Annotated in this window: 22 protein-coding genes, 1 other RNA gene and 1 riboswitch; of the genes, 14 read left to right on the top strand and 9 right to left on the bottom strand. The window is 58.8% G+C overall.

The window, feature by feature from the left end:
* Window positions 1-52: 52 nt before the first annotated feature.
* Window positions 53-886 carry a prephenate dehydratase gene (locus tag ACR0LY_RS16375; RefSeq protein WP_170350990.1) on the top strand — a complete coding sequence of 278 codons (834 nt, stop codon included), beginning with the start codon at window positions 53-55 and terminating at the stop codon, window positions 884-886.
* 10 nt (window positions 887-896) lie between these two features.
* Here ACR0LY_RS16375 and ACR0LY_RS16380 read toward each other — a convergent pair whose 3' ends face one another.
* From ACR0LY_RS16380 to nudC, 3 genes are read right to left on the bottom strand one after another with little or no spacing between them, the layout of a single operon-like run.
* Window positions 897-1,364: a GNAT family N-acetyltransferase gene (locus ACR0LY_RS16380; RefSeq protein ID WP_217360548.1), complete on the bottom strand. Its 468-nt coding sequence runs from the start codon at window positions 1,362-1,364 to the stop codon at window positions 897-899.
* A gap of 10 nt (window positions 1,365-1,374) precedes the next feature.
* On the bottom strand, window positions 1,375-1,842 hold the full coding sequence (locus tag ACR0LY_RS16385) for an SRPBCC family protein (protein WP_170350991.1): 468 nt from the start codon (window positions 1,840-1,842) through the stop codon (window positions 1,375-1,377).
* A 40-nt stretch (window positions 1,843-1,882) separates the two neighbouring features.
* The gene (gene nudC, locus ACR0LY_RS16390; RefSeq protein ID WP_170350992.1) at window positions 1,883-2,863 is read right to left on the bottom strand and encodes an NAD(+) diphosphatase; all 981 of its coding nucleotides are present in this window, start codon (window positions 2,861-2,863) and stop codon (window positions 1,883-1,885) included.
* Window positions 2,864-3,052: 189 nt separating this feature from the next.
* Between nudC and ACR0LY_RS16395 the strand changes: the two genes are divergently transcribed.
* Window positions 3,053-4,933 (top strand): bifunctional 2',3'-cyclic-nucleotide 2'-phosphodiesterase/3'-nucleotidase, encoded by a 1,881-nt coding sequence (locus ACR0LY_RS16395; protein WP_254440250.1) that lies wholly within the window; start codon window positions 3,053-3,055, stop codon window positions 4,931-4,933.
* A gap of 39 nt (window positions 4,934-4,972) precedes the next feature.
* Window positions 4,973-5,071, top strand: an RNA gene (gene ffs / locus ACR0LY_RS16400) — signal recognition particle sRNA small type.
* 32 nt (window positions 5,072-5,103) lie between these two features.
* Here the strand turns inward: ffs and ACR0LY_RS16405 are convergent.
* Window positions 5,104-5,961, bottom strand: coding sequence for an alpha/beta hydrolase family protein (locus ACR0LY_RS16405; RefSeq protein ID WP_170350993.1), 858 nt, complete (start codon window positions 5,959-5,961; stop codon window positions 5,104-5,106).
* A 135-nt stretch (window positions 5,962-6,096) separates the two neighbouring features.
* A riboswitch (cobalamin riboswitch) is annotated at window positions 6,097-6,317 on the top strand.
* A gap of 83 nt (window positions 6,318-6,400) precedes the next feature.
* On the opposite strand from ACR0LY_RS16405, the gene ACR0LY_RS16410 reads away from it, so the two are divergent.
* Window positions 6,401-6,808, top strand: coding sequence for a hypothetical protein (locus tag ACR0LY_RS16410; RefSeq protein WP_170350994.1), 408 nt, complete (start codon window positions 6,401-6,403; stop codon window positions 6,806-6,808).
* Window position 6,809: 1 nt separating this feature from the next.
* On the opposite strand, the gene ACR0LY_RS16415 is transcribed toward ACR0LY_RS16410, so the two are convergent.
* Window positions 6,810-7,304 (bottom strand): protein-tyrosine phosphatase family protein, encoded by a 495-nt coding sequence (locus tag ACR0LY_RS16415; RefSeq protein WP_170350995.1) that lies wholly within the window; start codon window positions 7,302-7,304, stop codon window positions 6,810-6,812.
* Window positions 7,305-7,437: 133 nt separating this feature from the next.
* Between ACR0LY_RS16415 and ACR0LY_RS16420 the strand changes: the two genes are divergently transcribed.
* From ACR0LY_RS16420 to recR, 3 genes are all read left to right on the top strand, one after another.
* Window positions 7,438-9,198, top strand: a complete 1,761-nt coding sequence (locus ACR0LY_RS16420; protein ID WP_170350996.1) for a DNA polymerase III subunit gamma/tau — start codon at window positions 7,438-7,440, stop codon at window positions 9,196-9,198.
* A gap of 165 nt (window positions 9,199-9,363) precedes the next feature.
* Window positions 9,364-9,708, top strand: coding sequence for a YbaB/EbfC family nucleoid-associated protein (locus tag ACR0LY_RS16425; RefSeq protein WP_170350997.1), 345 nt, complete (start codon window positions 9,364-9,366; stop codon window positions 9,706-9,708).
* A 64-nt stretch (window positions 9,709-9,772) separates the two neighbouring features.
* Complete coding sequence (gene recR, locus ACR0LY_RS16430) at window positions 9,773-10,366, top strand: recombination mediator RecR (RefSeq protein ID WP_170350998.1); 594 nt, start codon at window positions 9,773-9,775, stop codon at window positions 10,364-10,366.
* On the opposite strand, the gene ACR0LY_RS16435 is transcribed toward recR, so the two are convergent.
* On the bottom strand, window positions 10,332-10,922 hold the full coding sequence (locus ACR0LY_RS16435; protein ID WP_170350999.1) for a hypothetical protein: 591 nt from the start codon (window positions 10,920-10,922) through the stop codon (window positions 10,332-10,334). The genes recR and ACR0LY_RS16435 overlap by 35 nt on opposite strands.
* A 102-nt stretch (window positions 10,923-11,024) precedes the next feature.
* Here ACR0LY_RS16435 and ACR0LY_RS16440 point away from each other — a divergent pair, with 102 nt between their 5' ends.
* Window positions 11,025-11,513 carry a hypothetical protein gene (locus tag ACR0LY_RS16440; protein WP_170351000.1) on the top strand — a complete coding sequence of 163 codons (489 nt, stop codon included), beginning with the start codon at window positions 11,025-11,027 and terminating at the stop codon, window positions 11,511-11,513.
* On the opposite strand, the gene ACR0LY_RS16445 is transcribed toward ACR0LY_RS16440, so the two are convergent.
* Entirely contained in the window at window positions 11,510-12,139 is a 630-nt protein-coding gene (locus ACR0LY_RS16445) for a ribonuclease T2 family protein (protein ID WP_170351001.1), read from the bottom strand. The genes ACR0LY_RS16440 and ACR0LY_RS16445 overlap by 4 nt on opposite strands.
* Window positions 12,140-12,269: 130 nt before the next feature.
* Between ACR0LY_RS16445 and ACR0LY_RS16450 the strand changes: the two genes are divergently transcribed.
* A complete protein-coding gene (locus ACR0LY_RS16450) occupies window positions 12,270-13,031 on the top strand; it encodes a DUF1013 domain-containing protein (RefSeq protein ID WP_170351002.1) in 762 nt (253 codons plus the stop codon).
* Window positions 13,032-13,084: 53 nt separating this feature from the next.
* The gene (locus tag ACR0LY_RS16455; RefSeq protein ID WP_170351003.1) at window positions 13,085-13,477 is read left to right on the top strand and encodes a hypothetical protein; all 393 of its coding nucleotides are present in this window, start codon (window positions 13,085-13,087) and stop codon (window positions 13,475-13,477) included.
* A 38-nt stretch (window positions 13,478-13,515) separates the two neighbouring features.
* On the opposite strand, the gene ACR0LY_RS16460 is transcribed toward ACR0LY_RS16455, so the two are convergent.
* Both ACR0LY_RS16460 and ACR0LY_RS16465 read right to left on the bottom strand, forming a co-directional pair.
* Window positions 13,516-14,547 (bottom strand): permease, encoded by a 1,032-nt coding sequence (locus ACR0LY_RS16460; protein WP_170351004.1) that lies wholly within the window; start codon window positions 14,545-14,547, stop codon window positions 13,516-13,518.
* Window positions 14,540-14,848 carry an ArsR/SmtB family transcription factor gene (locus ACR0LY_RS16465; protein ID WP_058283064.1) on the bottom strand — a complete coding sequence of 103 codons (309 nt, stop codon included), beginning with the start codon at window positions 14,846-14,848 and terminating at the stop codon, window positions 14,540-14,542. Before ACR0LY_RS16465 ends, ACR0LY_RS16460 begins: the two co-directional genes overlap by 8 nt.
* 136 nt (window positions 14,849-14,984) lie before the next feature.
* Between ACR0LY_RS16465 and pdxR the strand changes: the two genes are divergently transcribed.
* The 4 genes from pdxR (at window position 14,985) to ACR0LY_RS16485 (ending at window position 20,480) form a co-directional block, all read left to right on the top strand.
* Window positions 14,985-16,445 (top strand): MocR-like pyridoxine biosynthesis transcription factor PdxR, encoded by a 1,461-nt coding sequence (pdxR, locus tag ACR0LY_RS16470; RefSeq protein WP_170351005.1) that lies wholly within the window; start codon window positions 14,985-14,987, stop codon window positions 16,443-16,445.
* A gap of 125 nt (window positions 16,446-16,570) precedes the next feature.
* Window positions 16,571-18,349, top strand: a complete 1,779-nt coding sequence (xsc, locus tag ACR0LY_RS16475; protein ID WP_170351006.1) for a sulfoacetaldehyde acetyltransferase — start codon at window positions 16,571-16,573, stop codon at window positions 18,347-18,349.
* Window positions 18,350-18,354: 5 nt separating this feature from the next.
* Complete coding sequence (pta, locus tag ACR0LY_RS16480) at window positions 18,355-19,377, top strand: phosphate acetyltransferase (RefSeq protein ID WP_170351007.1); 1,023 nt, start codon at window positions 18,355-18,357, stop codon at window positions 19,375-19,377.
* An 80-nt stretch (window positions 19,378-19,457) separates the two neighbouring features.
* A complete protein-coding gene (locus ACR0LY_RS16485; protein ID WP_217360549.1) occupies window positions 19,458-20,480 on the top strand; it encodes a YeiH family protein in 1,023 nt (340 codons plus the stop codon).
* The last annotated feature ends 5 nt before the right edge of the window (window positions 20,481-20,485 follow it).

The following is a 20,485-nucleotide window of genomic DNA, read 5'->3' on the forward strand; positions in this document are numbered from 1 at the left end:
GACACCGCGACTAAACGCCCAATTGTAGAACTTGTTGCACGGAATCGACCAAATGAGCAATCGTATCGCATTTCAGGGAGAACCAGGCGCCTATAGCCACGAGGCCTGCCGCAATGCACGCCCCGATATGGAGGCCCTGCCCTGCCGTACTTTCGAAGATGTGATCGAATCGGTTCGGTCAGGCGAAGCTGATCTGGCGATGCTGCCGGTCGAAAACACCACCTATGGCCGGGTGGCCGATATTCACCGCCTGCTGCCCCATAGTGGGCTGCACATCATTGATGAGGCCTTCGTACGCGTGCACATCAATCTGCTAGCTGTCCCCGGGGCAACGCTTGAAGATATCACCGAGGCGCATTCGCATTTGGTTCTACTGCCGCAATGCGCAGGCTTTCTGAAAGAACATGACATTCGCGGCCGCGTCAGCCCCGACAACGCGCGCGCCGCGCGTGAGGTCTCGGAGCAAGGTGATTTGCATTCTGCGGCACTGGCCAGTGAGCTGGCGGGCGAAATCTATGGGCTGAACGTGCTGGCCCGTCACATCGAAGATCAGGACAACAACACCACGCGGTTCCTGGTTATGTCGCGGCAGGCGGACATGTCCCGACGCGGCCCGCATGGCATGATCACCAGCTTCGTGTTTCAGGTGCGCAACATTCCGGCTGCGCTGTACAAAGCGATGGGCGGCTTTGCCACCAACGGTATCAACATGACAAAGCTGGAAAGCTATATGGTCGACGGGTCATTCACCGCGACCCAGTTTTATGCCGATATCGTCGGGCACCCCGAAGACCGCAACGTGCAGCTGGCCATGGAAGAGTTGGAGCATTTCACCACCAATGTCGAAGTACTGGGCGTCTACCCCGCAGCGCATTCGCGCGGGTAAGCGCCTAGTTTCATCCAACTGTGTAGGCTTTGCACACAGCCCCTTCGTGTGATCTGTAATCGATAAACCCCATTGCGGCGTAATAGGCCAAACCTTCGGCGTTACTTGCCGCAATGGTGGCGTCGATGGCGGGAATGCCCTGCTCTTTGGCAACCTTCAATGTCGCCTGAAACAAGGCCCGCCCCACCCCGCAACGCGCGGCCGAGGGTCGAATGTGGGTACCGATGATTCCCCAGCCGACTTGTACTCCGTAAGGATTGGCTGCGACCGCCCGTTTCATGGACTGGAACCCCAAAATTCGGGTTTCGCTGAGTGCCAAGACACATGTCAACTGATCCGGGTGCCCGACATAGTTCGTTAGTACAAAGCCCGGGTCACTCGGTCTTGTGCGTTTTCCGGCAGCAGTGATTTCATGCAACACGTCTGAAATGCCTTGGACGTCGTCCAAACCGGCCTGTCGGATGATCAGATTGTCCATTTGCCTCCTGTCAGGAACCGTGCAGATGGCGTTCTTCCATCTCGCGCGCGAACTCGCTGAGCCGCAGTTGGAATTGTCGTCGGAACCGCGATTGGCCCAGTCTCAGTGACTGCAGTAACAACCGGGCCGGCAGAGTTTTCGCCGCCAGCGCCATCTCGACACTCAAGCGGGTGCGGCGCTGCGACAAGGCCAGAAACTCGACAGTTGTTGTCCCGTTCATGCCCTTGCTTGCTGCCTGAAACCGCATCAAGGCAGGCGGGTCGCATTCAGCCATCTCAATCGCAACATGGCGGGGCTTGCCACGCAGGTTGAACTCGGTTTCCCACTGCGTACCGGGCACAACACCCATATGACCCGACATGCGCCTTACTTCGATCCCCCGGCGCATGGCCATGCGTTCGAACCGCTCAAAGTCAGCGACCATTTCGAACACCGCATTGATCGGGGCTTCGATATCTTCGCGTGCTGTAAACTGCATGATGGTTCGTGGGTCTCTTGTCTATTGGCCTAGTATTTTGTCAGTCCAGCGTATCCGCAAGCCAGTTTTGCAGCAGGAAATGCGCAATGGCCCCCTTGCGAGCTGGCAGCAGGACCGGGTGTTCCCCGGCAAAGGCCTGCATCATCTCGGGCTTGCTGACCCACATTGCATCTTCGATTTCCACCGGATCAATGGTGATCTCGCGCGACAACGCCTCACCCGCGCAACCAAACATCAGCGAGGCCGGGAATGGCCAGGGTTGGCTGGATAGATAGCTGACCGGGCCAACCGGCACGCCTGCCTCTTCCATCACCTCACGTCGAACCGCTGCCTCAAGCGTTTCTCCGGGTTCGACAAATCCAGCCAGCAGGGAATACATCCCTTCGGGCCAGCCCGGTGATCGCCCCATCAAAACCGAATCCCCATGGGTGATCAGCATAATGACCACCGGATCGGTGCGCGGAAAATGCTGCCCACCGCATTCGGCGCAACTGCGCTGCCATCCAGCTTGGGATACTTCGCTGGGTGCGCCACAACGGGCACAGAACCGATGCGTTTCGTGCCAGCCAATAACGGCCTTGGCGGCCGCAGCCAATTCCGCATCGCGGGCAGACAGTCGGGTCATGATCCGGCGCAACTCAGCAAAGACATGGGCTGTTGGCAGGTCCGGGTGCTGCTGTTCCGACGGGTCGATAAAGGCACCGACCTGCGACATGTCCAGCCCCTCGGGGGACCAGCCCGAGATATCCAGCGCAAAAACCGGATCACCGTCTGAAAGTCCCAGAAATACAGGTTCTTCAATACTACCGCCCGGGCCGTTTTGTACCAGTCCGTGGGTCATGGGAATCAACCCCAGGCGGTCCAGTGCTTCCCCCTGAACCAGCGGCTTGCCACGCCACAGCAACAGGCAGGTCGCTTGCGGATGCGCGCGCACCTGCGCCAAATGGTCTGCATTCCCTCGAATATGCGCCGCGCGATCAAGGCCCGAGCTGCCAAATGTCACCAGTTCCGCGTGTTTCATAGGATTTCCCTTGGGTCGTCGGCACAGGGCTGCCACGGCTGCCCTTTTGTTGCAATGCCAATGTTGCAATGCCAATTCGCACCACCCGAAAACTTGAAGCCGTCAATTGACGAAAAGCACGCTATGCAAGTTGCATTTACTATACTTTTTGGAGAAAATGATTAACATATAACCGCCAGAAGTAGAAATTTGACACATCCCCTTCTCCCGTCCCGCGCACCACTGAAGATACGGGTTCTGGCAACATCCGATCTGCATATGAATCTATGCGGCTTCGATTATTATTCGGACACCCCCGACCCCTCAATCGGATTTACCCGCACCGCCAGCCTGATCCGCGCAGCCAAGTCCGAGGCCGAAGCGCAGGGTGCTCTGGTGGTTCTGTGCGACAACGGAGATTCACTGCAAGGCACGCCACTGGGGGAATGGGCGGTTCAATCCGAAAATGCACCGCACATCCTGATGCAAGCATTTTCCGAGCTGGGTTATGACGCAATCGGCCTCGGAAATCATGATTTCGGCTTTGGGCTGGAAACGCTGGACCGTGTGATTGCAGATGCTGCGTGCCCGGTGATTTGCAGCAATGCACACCGACAAGACGCCCCCTCCTGCTGGCAAGATCATGCGATTTTGAATCGAGAAATAAAATTTGATGGTCAACATGTTACGCTGAAAATTGGTGCGTTCTCAGTCCTGCCACCGCAGACAGCCAAATGGGAAGCACACCTGCTACAAGGCAAGGTCGTCATCGAAGATATCCTGACCTGCGCCGCACAAAAAGTGACGAATCTGAAAGCGCAGGGTTGCGATTTGATCCTTGCGTTGGCGCATACAGGGATAGGGTCGGCCGAACCGGAAACGGGTTTGGAAAATGCCGTCATCCCGCTGGCCGGCATCGAAGGAATTGATGCGCTGATTGCCGGGCATTCACATCTGACACTGCCCGGAAACGCACATGACGGGATTGAGCACGTCGATGCAAATCGGGGTCTGGTTCACGGAAAGCCGGTGGTCATGCCCGGTGCGTCCGGGTCATTTCTGGGGGTGATCGACCTGACATTGGACAGGGCGGGAAATGGCCATTGGACCGTTCAGGATCATCGCGTCAGTCTGCGTTCGATATGCCCAACCAAACCCGACGGCTCACCCAAGCCTACCCAGGAAGACCCTGTTTTGGCGCGCCTTTTCGCCCGGGGCCATTCGGAAACCCGGCGGCGCACGGCGCAACCTGTTGGCCAGACCGATCAGCATTTGCACAGCTATTTCAGTTTTTGCGCCCCGGACAGAGGTTTGGTTCTGACCGCCGCGGCCCAGGCAGCAGCCCTGCGGCCCTATCTGCAGGACACGTCATTTGCGGATTTTCCTGTTCTGTCCGCAATCGCGCCTTCAAAGTTCGGGGGGCGTGCCGGCCCCCGGTTTTTCACCGACGTCCCGCCCGGCCAGATATGCCTGCGCCATGTCAACGACATGTATGCGTTTCCCAATGAGCTGCAGGCGGTAGTTGTCACCGGAGAGCAGATCAGCGACTGGCTTGAGATGTCTGCAGGCGTGTTCAACCAGATTACGCCGGGACATCAGACCACATTGGTCGACATCAACAGGGCGGGGCATAATTTTGATACTATACAGGGGCTTACTTATCAATTTGATCTCTCTCAACCGGCTCGGTTCGACGCTGGCGGTCACTTGATCGACCCCGTCAACCGGCGCATTCGCAACATTCGCTTTGACGGCCAACCGATGGCCGCCGATCAACGGTTCGTCGTCGCACTGAACAATTACCGTGCCAATGGCGGGGGTCACTTTCCCTTTGTTGATCAGGCCGAGCCCATCGCGCTGCCGAACCTTCCTGTTCAGCGCGTCTTGCAGGACTATCTGTCCGGCGCACTGCCGCAAGATCCCTTGCAATATGCGCCCTATCCTTTTGGCTTTGCCCCGATGCAGGGCGCGACTGCGCTGTTAAGAACTGGTCCGAAGGCACAAACCCACATTGCCGAGCTTGAAGAATATGACCCTCACGTCGTCGGAGAAGACGATGAGGGCTTTTTGCTGATCCGTTTGACGCTCTGACGGGTTGTGTTTCCTGCGCCCGTTGCCTATATCAGACCCCGAGAGGTTGGCGCGGGCGAGCGCCTCGCCAACCTGGTCAGGTCCGGAAGGAAGCAGCCACAACGAGCCCCGCTTGGGTCGATGTCCAACCTCTCACTTAAGCTCCCGACATGGAATTGTTGCGAACAGGCCTAGGCAATCAACCGTGGCCAGACAGCCGAATTGCGCCGGGCAAAGGCACCGATATGGCCAACCTCGGACAGTCCGAACTCGGCCGGAGACAACAAATGGCGGCGTGCGTTGGGCCCGTACAGATCAGCCAGCCGCCAGACCGCGTTCTTTGGCACCAGATCGTCATCCTCAAAGCTGAACAGATCCACTGGTGTGTCTGACTGTGCCCAGCGGGCCTCGGGCAAGGACACGCCGATTTCGGGCAGGTAGTTGCGCGGCCCAGTGCACCAGCGGCGCCACTGCCAATAGACGCTGGCAGGCAGGTTCGATCCGAATCCCAGTGCCTTGCCCGGCAGGTAACCCAGCGCTTTTACGGCCAGGGGCGCGTGTCCGTACCAAAACAGCAAAGCCAACGCCCGATAAGGCCAGGGATGGTCCGACACAGTCACCGGCCCGGCGCAGACGCAGATCATGCGGTCGATCTGATCAATATCGGGCTGAATCGGCCCCAGCATACCGCCGACGGAATGGCCGATGCTCCAGTGCTGCGCGTCGGGGTATCGCCTGCGCATCTCGGCCCGAGCCGCAGGCATGTCGATCAGCGCCCAATCCGCCATCGTGGCCTGAGCTGACTTCAATGGCCTGCTCTGCGAATGACCGAAATCGCTGTAATCATAGGTCAGACAGGCAATGCCATGTTCCGCAGCCAACCAGCGTGCGAAGTGCTGATAATAGTCGCGCGGCACTCCGGTGGCGCTGTGGATCACCACTGCGATCCCAGGTTCGGCTACCGGCAGGTACAGCCGAGCCGACAGTTGGGTCGAACCAGAAGGAAACTGAAAATCCTCGGTTAAAACAGCTTGTGCGGTATCCAGCATGGCGCCCTCAATCTGAACCGATTAGTTCACCACCCCAAACGGCATCTTTTGCCACCCTAAGTCAATCCTGTTTCCGCATGACCACGCGTCCACTTTGCCCCACCAAAAGGCGGCTTGACTCAGGTCACCCCTACCCGCTAGCGATTGGATGATGGTTCTCGTCCCCGGTCTCCGGGGCGGGATGAAAAGGGAACACGGTGCGGTTCTGCCCGGAATACCGGAACGAACCAAGGCCGCGACTGCCCCCGCAACTGTAAGCGGTGAGCAATGCCGAAACACCACTGGCCGCAAGGCTGGGAAGGTCGGCAACGCAACGACCCGCAAGTCAGGAGACCTGCCATCGAACAAGAAACCGAAACTCGGGCGGGGTGTCCGGGCAGGTCGTCAGCACGCTGTCACACCTGATCCACACCCCCGTTCCACGCGCGGAGGGCGCAATATGATCTGGAAGACAAAGACACACCAATTTACCGCAACCGTTTGCCAACGCACAGGAAAAACCTGTCCGGCGCTGGCACAGATGGCGCGCGCGATCGTGCAGGCGATGGATGCTGCCGTTCCGGCGACGACGCCTGATTTTGAGTTCGACGGCAGCTCTGAGCTGGCCTATTGCACGCAAGGATGCAGCGCACGGTTTCGCGCTCAAAAAGACCTGATCCGGGTCTTTTGTGGAACAAGCGAGGATGCGCCCCTCGAGTCGCTGGATGTTTTCGCAGATATGATGTTCGGCCCGGATGTGACCATGCGCCCCGCAGGCATGCTAACCACCCCACCCTGCGCCATGCTTGAGGTCACAGCGATCCCGCCCAACCCGGTGGCACAGGCAGAACGACAGGTGGCGCTCTGATCTAGTCGCGCGTCCGCCCAAGGGCTGCCCATTTCATCTGGCCGTCGGTCTCGACGGCGCAGGACCGCACCGCACGCAAACGGGTCAACGCTGTCTCGGGGTCTTCGCCATGCTCGACCATAAGGCGCAGCACGATCATCCCGGACCGGCCACAGCCGCCCCGGCAATGCACCAGCACCCGCCCCCCGCGGGACAGGATATCAGTCGCCGCAGGGCTGACACTGCCCCACGCCGCGTCAACCTCAGGAGGCGGCGTACCGAAATCCGCAACCGGCAGATGCACCCATTTGATATTGAGTGCGTGCAGGTCTTCGCCAAGCCCACTTGCGCCCTCTTGCAGTATTTCGACCTCGGTGGTCATCGAGATCACAAGATCCGGCTGCCAGTCGCGGATCGTTCCCAAGTCCCGCGTATACCCGCCACCGCGCCCCGGAAGGGGCGACAAGGCAACGGTGCCGTTTCCAATCTGAACTGAATGAAGTGCGAACTGGCTCACTACGGGCCCTCCCTGATACTCGCTTCTAAGGCGTGCAAATTGTGCTGCAAACCGAAATTCACCCAAGCCTGCTGTGGACGCGGGCGGCAGGGGTCTCTACGCTGCATCGGAACCCGAATCCGACAGAGCAGATATGAACGACACGCCCAGCCCCGCCTATCAGGTTCTTGCCCGAAAATACCGCCCGGAAACTTTTGCCGATCTCGTCGGTCAGGATGCAATGGTACGTACGCTGAAAAATGCGTTCGAGGCCGACCGGATCGCGCAGGCTTTCATCATGACCGGCATTCGCGGCACCGGCAAAACCACCACGGCACGGATCATCGCCAAGGGCATGAACTGCATCGGCCCCGATGGTGACGGCAAACCAACGACCGAGCCCTGTGGCCAATGCGAACATTGCGTGGCCATTATGGAAGGCCGCCACGTTGACGTGATGGAGATGGATGCCGCCAGCCGCACCGGTGTGAACGATATCCGCGAGATCATCGACAGTGTCCGCTATCGCGCCGCCAGCGCGCGCTACAAAATCTATATCATCGACGAGGTCCACATGCTGTCGACCAGCGCGTTCAACGCGCTGCTCAAGACGCTTGAAGAACCGCCCGAGCATGTGAAGTTCATCTTCGCCACCACCGAGATTCGTAAAGTGCCAGTGACGGTTCTGTCGCGCTGCCAACGGTTCGACCTGCGTCGGATCGAACCCGAGGACATGATCAGCCTGCTCGGCAAGATTGCGGCGGCGGAAAACGCTCAGATCGCGGATGACGCGCTGGCGCTGATCACCCGTGCAGCCGAGGGTTCGGCGCGGGACGCGACCTCGCTGCTGGATCAGGCGATCTCGCACGGTGCTGGTGAAACCAGCGCCGATCAGGTCCGCGCGATGCTGGGCCTGGCTGATCGCGGTCGGGTACTGGACCTGATGGACATGATCCTGCGCGGGGACGCTGCAGGCGCACTGACCGAGTTGGGTGGGCAATATGCCGAAGGAGCCGATCCGCTGGCCGTGCTACGCGATCTGGCCGAGATCACCCATTGGGTCTCTGTGGTTAAAATCACGCCAGACGCAGCCAATGATCCCACCGTTTCGCCGGACGAGCGCGCGCGTGGTCAACAAATGGCCAAGGCCCTGCCGATGCGCGTCCTGACCCGGATGTGGCAGATGTTGCTTAAAGCGCTCGAAGAGGTCTCGGCGGCCCCAAATGCCATGATGGCAGCTGAAATGGCAGTGATCCGGCTGACCCATGTGGCAGACCTGCCCAGCCCGGAAGAGTTGATCAAACGTCTGCAAGACACGCCCCCACCGCCAAATGGCGGACCCGGTGGCGGGATACCGGCGCCATCGCATGCCGCGGTTCAGACGCAAGTGCCGGTGTCATCTTCTTATTCAGCTCCCGCCCATGGTGGGGGCAGCGGCGCTCCCAGCGCGGCGTTGGCGCAGGATGTACAGGCCGCCCTGGCACGTTATCCGACCTTCGATCATGTGGTCGAACTGATCCGCGCAAACCGGGACGGCGTGCTTCTGGATGAGGTCAAGCGGTCTTTGCGGCTTGCAGCCTATCAACCCGGGCGTATCGAATTCCAACCGACCCAGCGTGCCTCGGCCCAGTTGGCGCAACGTCTGGGAACCGCCCTGCAGCGATGGACCGGTAACCGCTGGGCCGTCACTGTCGTCAACGAAGGCGGTGGCGAGACGATCTATGAAAAGGAAAACGCGGCTGAGGAAGCATTGAAGGCAGAAGCCCGCGAACACCCGCTGGTGCAGGCGGTTCTGGCCCAGTTCCCGAAGGCGCGGATCAAAAGCATCGAAACGCCAGAGCAACGCGCAGCCAAGGTCGAAACCGAAGCCCTGCCCGAGGTCGAAGACGAATGGGACCCGTTCGAGGAAGACTGAGCCACTTCAACACACACCCCCGAAATCCTCCCGCACCCGCCACGGGCCCAACGGGAGGAAAGGTCTTTCAAAGACCTTGACGACGGGCGGGAGCAACCCCACCCCCTTGTGCCACACGGGTACCGCCCGTATTTAGGCGACAAAGCGATACACAGGAGAATACCGATGCTCAAAGGACTCGGCGGTCTGGGCGACATGGCCAAGATGATGAAATCCGCGCAGGACTTGCAGGCCAAGATGACCGACATGCAGGAAGAGCTGAACAACATGATGGTCGTTGGCGAATCCGGTGCAGGACTGGTGAAGGCCACCGCCACCGCAAAAGGTGAGCTGAAAGGTCTGGACATCGACCCATCGATCTTTAACGGCGACGACAAGGAAGTGGTCGAGGACCTGATCCTGGCCGCCATCAAGGACGCACAAACCAAAGCGACTGAACGCGCACAGGCCGAAATGGCGAAGCTGACCGAAAGCATGGGCCTGCCCGCAGACATCAAGCTGCCGTTCTGATACCCCCTCCTGACGGATCATCGGCCGGGCGCCCCTGCCCGGCCCCTTTGCAGGAGCACCCTCGGTGAGTTCGAACAGCGATATCGACAACCTGATTGATCTGATGGCCAAGCTGCCGGGCCTCGGCCCCCGCTCGGCCCGCCGCGCGGTGTTGCATCTGATCCGCAAGCGCGCCCTGCTGCTGACACCCCTGTCGGACGCCATGCAGCAGGTTGCCATCACCGCCCGCGAATGCCTGAACTGCGGCAACGTCGGCACCACCGATATCTGTGACATCTGCGACAGCGAGGACCGCGCGACCGGAGAGCTATGCGTGGTCGAAGACGTGGCCGACCTGTGGGCAATGGAACGCGCCGGGGTCTTCAAAGGCCGCTATCACGTTCTGGGCGGCACATTGTCGGCGCTGGACGGGGTCGGCCCGGACGAACTTCGCATTCCTCGCCTCAAGGACCGCGTGACAGCCGAAGGGATCACCGAGATCATCCTCGCCCTGAACGCCACCGTCGACGGTCAGACTACCGCGCATTATATTGCCGATCAGTTGGAAGGACAGGTCCGCCTGACCTCGCTGGCGCAAGGCGTGCCGATTGGCGGAGAGCTGGATTATCTGGATGACGGGACGATCACGGCTGCGTTGAGGGCGCGGAAAGAGCTTTGATCTTGTCAGGTGTTCCGTTTGACAAGTGCTCAAGCTTATTTCTGGTGATATTGCATTGCACCAACCATTCATACGGCAGAACATTGACCGCGACGTTGTTCGGCAGTTGGTAAAATGACATGCTCCGATAACTCCAAGCATATGGAACGCAGTCTTTTAGGGCTGCTGCATGTAAATAGAACTGAAACTCTCTTGGCGCATTTCGAAGCGTTTGAAAGAACGAATTCCTAAACTCTACGTCCGTACCGAAGGCATTGATTTCTCGGGCACGTAGAAAGCTTGTATACGACCCGACAAACACGCCTGAAAGGCTCATAGCCATGACAATAAACACCGGCAGGGTCACTTGGGACTTGAAACCAAGCTTACTTAAGAACGCACCAACAAAAAAACCAAAAAAACCGCCGAGAAACACAAAAGCCAACCAAAATGGGGCACCCAATCGACCGTTCCAAATCGTAATAAATGCTATTGGCTGAAAAACACCTCCGAACAGGAATAGAGAAGTCATAGAGTATGCGAAAACGCTGAATAGCGCGGTGAGCAACAGCTTCATCGGCTCCAAGTCACTGTAATTTCTTACAAAGAAGTTATACCTTTGTAATTCAATAAAAAATTAATAACGTCAATAGAACCCTATTAGTTTGAGAGTTGTTTGATGACCCGCCTTCTCGCCCTCACAATCGCCGCCTTCACCGCAACTGCAGCTTGGTCGCAGGAACTCATCGACAAAGGCTTTGTCGAAGGCTGGAACATCATGATGGACCCCGCGCTGGGCAATGGGTGTCTGATCCAGACGATCTATCAAGACCTCTCGGTGGTGCGTATCGGCTATGACGCGTTGGACAATCGCGGGTATTTCGCCGTCTACAACAAGGCCTGGGGCGATATTGAGCAGGGTAAGAGTTACCCAATCCGCTTCGAACTCGATGGTAAAAGCTTTGATGCCACTGCCATCGGCTTCAATCAGCGTGACGTGCCGGGCGCGACAGTGTTCTTCACCGACCGCAGTTTCGTTAACGCCATCGCGCAGAACAAAACCATGACCGTCTATAACCCGGCAGGCGAAGTGGTGATGGCAATTGATCTCAAGGGCACCGCCAAAGCGCTGGACTATGCCCGCGACTGCCAGAACCGGAAGCTCTAACGAATCGGATCGAACAGCGCGTCTTTGGCTGTGCAATCGCGGATAACGTCGCGTCCACAAGGCACCGGATTAAGGTCGCGCGACAGGCACAGACGGACCTCTTCAATATAGCCCTGCTTGCAGGTGATTGTGATCATGTCCCGCTCTAAACCGGGATTGGCCTTCAAAAACGCCTCTTCGACCACCGAGGCGGGTAATTTGACCGATGTCTCCAATTGACGGAACACTTGCGGACGCACGACTCTGTCATAAGCCTCCCGAGACAGCGCGAAATAGTCGGGCGCGGACAGCCCCGAACAGGTTCCGTGCTTTTTCCACTGGTGCCACGCTAAACCCGAAGAGCCCTGAATATCCGTCATTTCGCGTGTCATGCGGCGTGTTGGCGGCGCCTCAGCCGTGCGACAGAATGCCGGCCAGCCCTGGTGATATTGCGGCCACAACCCATGCAATATCCAACCGTGATCATGGCGCGCATCGCATTGGTCTGACCCGCGCGCATCGCCTTCGCGGGCGCACCAGTTGGGCGACCAGCTTAGCGACAGAACGTAGTAGTCGAACTCGCCAGCCTTCTCTCCGTCTGCCAGTGCGGCGACCGCGCTCAAGACCCACAAAATCACCCAGCGCATTCGCCTCTTCCCTTCTTGCCTTGCCGCGACTATATAGGCCCCAAGTTCCCCGACAACGGAAACCTGCCCCAAAACCACGGGGCCGCCGAATTCCGGCGACGGGACAGATGTATTTATAGGAGACGGGCTGATGGCAAAACCGCTTATGGCCAAGGCAACAGCCGTATGGCTGGTGGACAACACCACGATCAGCTTCAAGCAGATCGCGGATTTCGTGGGCATGCACGAGCTGGAAGTGCAAGGCATCGCTGATGGCGACGTGGCCGCGGGCGTGAAAGGGTTCGATCCCATCGCAAACAACCAGCTGACCCAGGATGAGATCGACTCGGCGCAGGGTAACCCGCTGCATAAGCTGAAGCTCAAGTTCAACCCCGCTGCCAGCGGTGAAGAAAAACGTCGTGGTCCGCGCTATACCCCGCTGTCCAAACGGCAGGACCGTCCGAACTCGATCCTGTGGCTGGTCAAATTCCACCCCGAGCTTAGCGACGGTCAGATCGCCAAGCTGGTTGGCACCACCAAGCCGACCATACAATCGATCCGCGAGCGCACCCACTGGAACATTTCGAACATGCAACCGATCGACCCGGTTGCGCTGGGCTTGTGCAAGCAATCCGAGCTGGACGCCATCGTTCAGAAAGCCGCGGCCAAGAAGGCAGCCGAAGGTGGCGTCATGAGCGATGACGAACGTCGCAAGCTGGTTTCGACCGAACAGTCGCTGGAAATGGACGCAGCACCCAAGATCCCGACCGCCATCGAAGGTCTGGAAACCTTCTCACTGTCTGACGAGCCTGTGGAAGAGAAAGAAGAAGAGCCGGTCATCGACGCCGACAGCTTCTTCAACCTGCCCAAAGGCGGGACCGAGGACGAAGACGAAGACGATCTGCGCCCCTAAGGCACAGATGGCCCCGGTCCGAACAGGCCGGGGCTTTTTTCCGCAGGGATTCCATGCTGACCATCCTGTCCAAAATCTTTGGCCCTCACCGCGCCGTATCAATCTATGCTTTTTTGAAGACATGGGGTTTGTTGGCGGTTGCAATCGTCGGCACCGTCTCGATTGCTACCGCATTGCTGGTTTTCAATGACAACGGCGCGCACGAACATGACTCGTACCTGACCGTTTCGGTTCTGTCGGCAACACCCGTGAACGGTGACTTGAAGAACGGTGTCATAGCCTCGATTCAATTGCCGGATGGGTCGGCCACCTCCATCAACGAACCCAAAGAGCATGTCGCACGAACAGTAGGCACCACAGCCTGTGTCGAAAAACGTGTCTACGTAAACAGCGGAGAGGCACGGTACAGGTTCAAATTGCCGAGCCTGTGCGAGGCCAACCAATAAGCAAAACCGCCCGGAGGTATCTCCGGGCGTTTTTTCCTTTAGATCATCTGAAACAGAATACCAGCAATGATCGCCCCGGTAATCCCAAGACCCAGATAGGTGGCAAAGACCCGTGGTTTGACCAGTGACCACACCGCTGCCATCGCAGGGATCGAGCTGACCGCACCCGCGATCATGAACGACATCGCGGCCCCCGCACTCATCCCCTGTTCTGTCAGCCCCGCTAGCAGTGGCGGCGCGACGTAGGAATTCAGATAGGCAGGCATCCCAACCAACGCCGCGATCACGATGGGTACGATACCTTCGCCCCCCACCACGCGAGCGATCAGATCGGCCGGAACATAGCTGACCAACAGCGCCTCAAGTACATAAGCCAGGGCCAGCCATTTCAGCAGGAATAGCCCGTTGTGAACAAATTCCGACCGGAACCGCTGACGACGTTCAGGCTCTTGCCAGAACCGCCAAACCGGATTGTCATCCTGTTTTGGACCACCACAGGCACCGCATCCGGCCGGTTTGTATTCCCGCAGCGGCTGGGCAAAGGCGCCCGAGCGCATAAGGCCGCGCACAACGAAACCGCCGAACAGACCCAGCGCCACCGCAGCAACCGCCTTGCCTATCGCAAACGGCCATCCCAACGCACCGGCGGTGATCAATAGGGTTGGCGGGTCAATCAACGGAGAGCTGAGCCAGAACGCCATCACAGCAGACAGGGGCGCACCCAGCGCCAGCAATCCGGCAATGAACGGGATGACCTCACAGGAACAGAACGGTGCCAATCCACCAAACACCGCAGCAAGGAATATCATTCGCGTCTCGCGCCCTTCAAAGGCGCGCGCGACCATCACCTCGGCCCCGGTCGCCTTGAGGTAGGACAGCAACAAAACGGCAAACAGGATATACTGGCCGGTATGGATCAGCGCCTGACCAGCAAAAGTCACGACTTCAACCCAATTACGAGGGTCCAGAACAGCCACGGCGGCCAGGATTGCAACGATCAATGCCCAAGGGGTTTTGATCAGATCAAGCGCCTTCACGGGCACTTTGGGATTTTGCGTCAGTTCAGCCATCGTTCGCAGCCTTTCCCACTTCATCCGCGCAGCATTCGGCAAGGATGAACTGCGCCAGATTTCTCAACTCGTCATAGCAGGCACGGTTTATCGTGCTGCGCCCGACTTTCTCTTGTTCCACGACACCGCCCGCGGCCAAAAACCGAAGGTGATGCGCCAAGGTTGACGGTGCTATTCCCGTCCGCTCTTGAATTTCACCAACCGTCAGGCCCGCCTGCCCGGCGCGGACCAAAGTTCTCAGAACCTTCAACCGGGCCTCGGACCCCATGGCCGAAAATCCTGCTGCAGCAGTTTCCCACATATTCGATTCTCCATTGAACTAGATTTCTAGTTATTTAGGTGAATTCAAACCCACCGTCAACCACGGCAACGCGGGAATTTTTGCAAAAGTCATAAGTCCAGATTGCTCATCTTTTAGGTCCACCCTATAAGACCTCATGGCAATATCGGTCGACACATTCTTTCTTGAGCTGAACGGGCAAGGTACGCTGCAGGCGCAGATCCAGCAGATGATTGCCGAAGGCATACTGTCCGGCAGGTTTCATGTCGGGGAAAAGCTGCCCTCATCACGCAAACTGGCCGCCCATCTGGGTGTCAGCCGAATTACGGTGACGCTGGCCTATACCGAACTGCTGGCCAATGATTATCTGACGGCAAAGGGACGTTCGGGCTATTTCGTCTCGCAAAACGCACCGGTGCCGCCGAAATACACCCCCCTTCAGCGTGGTGCCGAAACCGTGGATTGGGATGCTGCGCTGGCCCGCCGATTCTCGGGCGGGGACATGCTGTCGAAACCACGGGACTGGCGCAGCTATCGCTATCCATTCATTTACGGGCAGGCGGATCGCAATCTTTTTGACCACGCCAACTGGCGCCTGTGTGCCGTACGCGCCCTTGGGCACAAGGATTTCGAATCCCTCACCACCGATTACGTGGATCAGGATGATCCGCTGCTGGTCGAATTCATTGCCCGTCACACCCTGCCCCGCCGCGGCATCGCCGCCCGCCCCGAAGAGATTCTGATCACCATGGGCGCGCAGAACGCACTGTGGCTGGCCTCACGCATTTTGCTGACACACAATCGCACCGCGGTGATCGAAGACCCATGCTATTACTCTCTGCGCAGCCTGCTAGAGCATTGGGATTGCGACGTGACTCCGATACCCGTCGACCGCGACGGGCTGCCCCCTGAGACATTGCCTGACACCGCCGACGTTATCTTTACGACGCCCAGTCACCAAAGCCCAACCACTGCAACTATGCCCGTTGAGCGTAGGCACAAATTGCTGGAACGCGCGCATGACCTAGACGCGATGGTGGTCGAAGACGATTATGAATTCGAAATGGCCTTTCTGGGCGCGCCCTCTCCGGCGTTGAAGTCGATGGACCGCGATGGCCGCGTGATCTATGTTGGCAGCTTTTCAAAATCGCTGTTTCCGGGATTGCGCCTGGGATACATGGTCGGCTCGGAACCTTTCATCCGCGAGGCGCGGGCGCTGCGTTCGTTGGTGTTGCGCCACCCGCCGGGGCACATCCAGCGCACCGCCGCCTATTTCCTGTCATTGGGCCATTACGACGCGCAGATCCGACGCATGTCCAAGGCATTGGCGCGCAGGCGCGAGGCCTTGGACCAAGCGATCGACAAACACGGGCTGACAGTGGCCGGGCGTGGCATCATGGGCGGATCATCCCTGTGGATGTCTGCCCCTGAACACGTCGACACAACGCAACTGGCCCACACGCTGCAGGGCCAGAGCGTTCATATCGAGCCCGGCGCGCCGTTCTTTTCGGGGCCGGATCAGCCGAAGAATTTCTACCGTATCGGCTATTCCTCGATCCGGCAGGACCGAATTGAACCGGGTGTGAAATTGATCGCCGACGCCATCCGCGCCTGTTAGCGCCACACTGGACCTATTCCGCGAAGCGTTCTGGCCCTAACGCAGCCCTGCCCCATGGGTCAAAACCGTATCCAAGGGCGGGGCACCGGGCCCGGCCATTCCACACATGCGCGGAGATCACACACATGAAAATGACGACTGAAGAGGCTTTTGTTAAAGTCCTGCAAATGCACGGTATCGAACATGCATTCGGTATCATTGGCTCGGCGATGATGCCGATCTCGGATTTGTTCCCGAAAGCCGGGATCATGTTCTGGGACTGCGCCCACGAAGGTTCGGGCGGCATGATGGCCGACGGTTACACTCGCGCCACCGGCAAAATGTCGATGATGATTGCGCAGAACGGCCCCGGCATCACCAACTTTGTCACTGCTGTAAAAACCGCCTATTGGAACCACACGCCGGTTCTGCTGGTCACCCCGCAGGCGGCCAACAAGACCATCGGTCAGGGCGGCTTCCAAGAGATGGAGCAGATGCGCATGTTCGCAGACTGCGTTGCCTATCAGGAAGAAGTACGTGATCCGTCGCGTGTTGCCGAAGTTCTGAACCGCGTGATCATGAACGCCAAGCGCGCCAGCGCTCCGGCTCAGCTGAACATCCCGCGTGACATGTGGACCCAGGTGGTCGACATCGAACTGCCCAAAATTGTTGATTTCGAACGTCCCTCGGGCGGCGAAGATGCGGTTGCCGCAGCTGCCGAAATGCTGTCGAACGCCAAAAACCCTGTCATCCTGAACGGCGCGGGCGTTGTTCTGGCCGAAGGCGGCATCGAAGCATCGAAAGCCCTGGCCGAGCGTCTGGACGCCCCGGTCTGCGTTGGCTACCAGCACAATGACGCGTTCCCCGGTTCGCACCCGCTGTTTGCTGGCCCTCTGGGCTATAACGGTTCGAAAGCCGGTATGGAGCTGATCTCGGAGGCCGACGTTGTTCTGGCCCTCGGCACCCGTCTGAACCCGTTCTCGACCCTGCCCGGTTACGGCATCAACTACTGGCCTGCGGATGCAAAGATCATTCAGGTCGACATCAACCCTGACCGCATCGGCCTGACCAAGGACGTCAGCGTCGGCATCATCGGCGACGCCGCCAAAGTGGCCAATGGCATCCTGTCTCGTTTGAGCGACACCGCCGGCGACGAAGGCCGTCAGGCGCGTAAGGACCGCATCGCCCAGAAGAAATCGGCATGGGCACAGGAACTGACCTCGATGACTCACGAGGACGACGATCCGGGCACCTCCTGGAACGAGCGTGCGCGTGCAGCCAAGCCCGACTGGATGAGCCCCCGCATGGCATGGCGCGCAATCCAGGCCGCGCTGCCGAAAGAGGCGATCATCTCGTCCGACATCGGCAACAACTGCGCCATCGGTAACGCCTATCCGGCGTTCGAAGAAGGCCGCAAGTACCTGGCACCTGGCCTGTTCGGCCCCTGTGGTTACGGCCTGCCCGCCATCGTTGGTGCGAAAATCGGTCAGCCTGACGTTCCGGTTGTCGGCTTTGCCGGTGACGGTGCATTCGGTATCGCCGTGAACGAACTGACAGCGATCGGCCGCGAAGAATGGCCCGCCGTAACTCAAATCGTTTTCCGCAACTACCAGTGGGGCGCGGAAAAGCGTAACTCGACCCTGTGGTTCGACGACAACTTCGTCGGCACCGAGCTGGACACCAAAGTGTCCTATGCCGGTATCGCGACTGCATGCGGCCTGAAGGGCGTCGTTGCACGCACCCAGGAAGAGCTGACCGCAGCGCTGAACCAGGCGATTGAGGACCAGAAGAACGGCATCACCACCCTGATCGAAGCTCTGATCAACCAGGAACTGGGTGAGCCTTTCCGCCGCGACGCCATGAAAAAGCCGGTCGCTGTTGCAGGCGTCGAAGCTGGCGACATGACACCGCAAGCCGGGGCCTGATCACTGTGAAGCCCCTGCGCCAAATACTTGGGGCTGCGACCAGTTCCAAAAAGATCATCGCCCTTGCTGAGGGCGATGATCCACGTGTGGTGGAAGGTGCGCTGAAAGCGCGTGCCGAAAATGCCGCCGATATCATCCTTGTGGGCGATCACGCCAAGATCACCGCCTTGCTGGCGGAAAAAGGCGGATCCGATGTGGACGGGATTACCATCCATGACCCCGCGACATCCCCCCATACAGATCGGTTCGCCACGACCTATTATGAGCTGCGCAAGCACAAGGGCATGACGCCAGAGAACGCGCAGAAACTGATCAGAAGCCGCCTGAACTATGCCGCCATGCTGGTCCACCTGGGACTGGCTGATGGCACCGTCGGAGGGGCGGTTGAAACCACCTCGGACACTGTGCGCGCCGCTTTGCAGATCATTGGCAAAGCGCCCGACGCCCATATGGTGTCCAGCTTCTTTCTGATGATTTATGACCGCGACCACCACGCGGTTCAGGGTGTTCACATCTTTGCCGATTGCGGTCTGGTTGTTGATCCCGACGAACGGGAACTGGCCGAAATCGCGCAGGCATCGGCGGCGTCGTACCACGCACTGACCGGCCAAGAACCCCGTGTTGCCATGCTGTCCTTTTCCACAGGCGGCAGCGCCAACCATCCCAAAGTTTCCAAGGTGGTCGAAGCCACCCGGATCGCCAAAGCCGCAAGCCCGCATCTGCTGATCGACGGAGAGCTGCAGTTCGACGCCGCCTACGTGCCCGAAGTTGCCAGCAAAAAGGCCAAGGATTCGCCGTTGAAGGGGCAAGCCAACGTGTTTGTCTTCCCGAATCTCGATGCCGGGAACCTCGGCTACAAGATCGCACAGCGTATTGGCGGGGCCGAGGCCATCGGGCCGGTTCTGCAAGGACTGGCGAAACCAGCAAACGACCTGTCACGCGGCTGTTCGGCAGATGATGTTCTGCACATGATTGCAGTGACCGCTGTTCAGGCCCAGCACGACGATGCCGAGCCCGAGACATGCTGATCCGGAACCAGCATAACTTCGGCGGCATACTCGCCGATGACGCCGCTGCGTCAGGAAGGACCGTCGAATAAATGCTGGCCATGACCCAGATTTCAAATCTTGTCGGTGTAAACGCCACCCAAAAGGCCCGCACCCTTTTCCCGGGCATTCTGGTGGCGATCATCGTTGCCGTATCTGCCAAATTCCTGTCTGAGCATTACGCGACGCCAGCCATGCTGATGGCTCTACTTTTGGGCATTGCGCTTAGCTTTTTGGGGGAAGAGGGTAAAACCGTCCCTGGTATCGGCTTTGCCGCAAAATCGCTGCTACGCCTGGGCGTGGCGCTGTTGGGTGTTCGGGTTTCAATGACGCTGATGATGGGGCTGGGCTGGGACCTGATCGCTCTGGTCGTGGGCGGGGTTCTAGCAACAATTGGCTTTGGCCTTCTGGTTGCCCGATTCTTTGGCCACAAATGGCGCTTTGCCTTTCTGACCGCCGGTTCTGTCGCGATTTGCGGGGCCTCTGCCGCGATGGCCATCAGCGCCATTCTACCCAAAGATGAACGATCCGAAGAGCGCCTGATTTTTACCGTTCTGGGTGTCACCGTTCTATCGACCATTGCGATGATCGCCTATCCAATCTTAGTGCGCATTCTGGGCATGAGCGATGTCGCAGGGGGCGTGTTTCTGGGCGGTACGATCCACGACGTGGCGCAAGTGGTCGGCGCAGGCTTTTCGATCTCGGAACAGACCGGCGATACCGCAACGCTGGTGAAACTGATCCGTGTGGCGATGCTGGCCCCGGTGGTTCTGGTCGCGTCGCTTATCATCCGCGGCGTTGCTGAAATGGATGAAACCGGCAAACGGCCCCCGATCCTTCCGGGCTTTGTCCTTGGTTTTCTTATTCTGGCTGCCGCCAGCTCATTCGGCCTGATCCCGCCTTTCATCACTGAACTGCTTAGCCAGGCATCACGGTGGCTGCTGCTGATCGCCATCGCGGCGGTCGGCATGAAGACCAACCTGAAACAAATCTTGTCGGTCGGCGGCGCAGCCATTGCCCTGATCGTCTTAGAAACTCTTTTCATTGCAGGAACTATCCTAGCCGGAATAACTTTCCTGACCTGATCCGC

The organism is Ruegeria sp. BC5 (assembly GCF_056539205.1).

Coding starts and splice junctions, on each gene's coding strand:
- ACR0LY_RS16485 (WP_217360549.1), top strand. CDS start 19,458: ATGACCCAGATTTCAAATCTTGTCGGTGTAAACGCCACCCAAAAGGCC.
- ACR0LY_RS16385 (WP_170350991.1), bottom strand. CDS start 1,842: ATGCAGTTTACAGCACGCGAAGATATCGAAGCCCCGATCAATGCGGTG.
- ACR0LY_RS16465 (WP_058283064.1), bottom strand. CDS start 14,848: ATGTGGGAAACTGCTGCAGCAGGATTTTCGGCCATGGGGTCCGAGGCC.
- ACR0LY_RS16450 (WP_170351002.1), top strand. CDS start 12,270: ATGGCAAAACCGCTTATGGCCAAGGCAACAGCCGTATGGCTGGTGGAC.
- ACR0LY_RS16460 (WP_170351004.1), bottom strand. CDS start 14,547: ATGGCTGAACTGACGCAAAATCCCAAAGTGCCCGTGAAGGCGCTTGAT.
- ACR0LY_RS16425 (WP_170350997.1), top strand. CDS start 9,364: ATGCTCAAAGGACTCGGCGGTCTGGGCGACATGGCCAAGATGATGAAA.
- pdxR (WP_170351005.1), top strand. CDS start 14,985: ATGGCAATATCGGTCGACACATTCTTTCTTGAGCTGAACGGGCAAGGT.
- ACR0LY_RS16375 (WP_170350990.1), top strand. CDS start 53: ATGAGCAATCGTATCGCATTTCAGGGAGAACCAGGCGCCTATAGCCAC.
- ACR0LY_RS16440 (WP_170351000.1), top strand. CDS start 11,025: ATGACCCGCCTTCTCGCCCTCACAATCGCCGCCTTCACCGCAACTGCA.
- xsc (WP_170351006.1), top strand. CDS start 16,571: ATGAAAATGACGACTGAAGAGGCTTTTGTTAAAGTCCTGCAAATGCAC.
- ACR0LY_RS16445 (WP_170351001.1), bottom strand. CDS start 12,139: ATGCGCTGGGTGATTTTGTGGGTCTTGAGCGCGGTCGCCGCACTGGCA.
- nudC (WP_170350992.1), bottom strand. CDS start 2,863: ATGAAACACGCGGAACTGGTGACATTTGGCAGCTCGGGCCTTGATCGC.
- ACR0LY_RS16405 (WP_170350993.1), bottom strand. CDS start 5,961: ATGCTGGATACCGCACAAGCTGTTTTAACCGAGGATTTTCAGTTTCCT.
- ACR0LY_RS16380 (WP_217360548.1), bottom strand. CDS start 1,364: ATGGACAATCTGATCATCCGACAGGCCGGTTTGGACGACGTCCAAGGC.
- ACR0LY_RS16420 (WP_170350996.1), top strand. CDS start 7,438: ATGAACGACACGCCCAGCCCCGCCTATCAGGTTCTTGCCCGAAAATAC.
- ACR0LY_RS16435 (WP_170350999.1), bottom strand. CDS start 10,922: ATGAAGCTGTTGCTCACCGCGCTATTCAGCGTTTTCGCATACTCTATG.
- ACR0LY_RS16455 (WP_170351003.1), top strand. CDS start 13,085: ATGCTGACCATCCTGTCCAAAATCTTTGGCCCTCACCGCGCCGTATCA.
- ACR0LY_RS16410 (WP_170350994.1), top strand. CDS start 6,401: ATGATCTGGAAGACAAAGACACACCAATTTACCGCAACCGTTTGCCAA.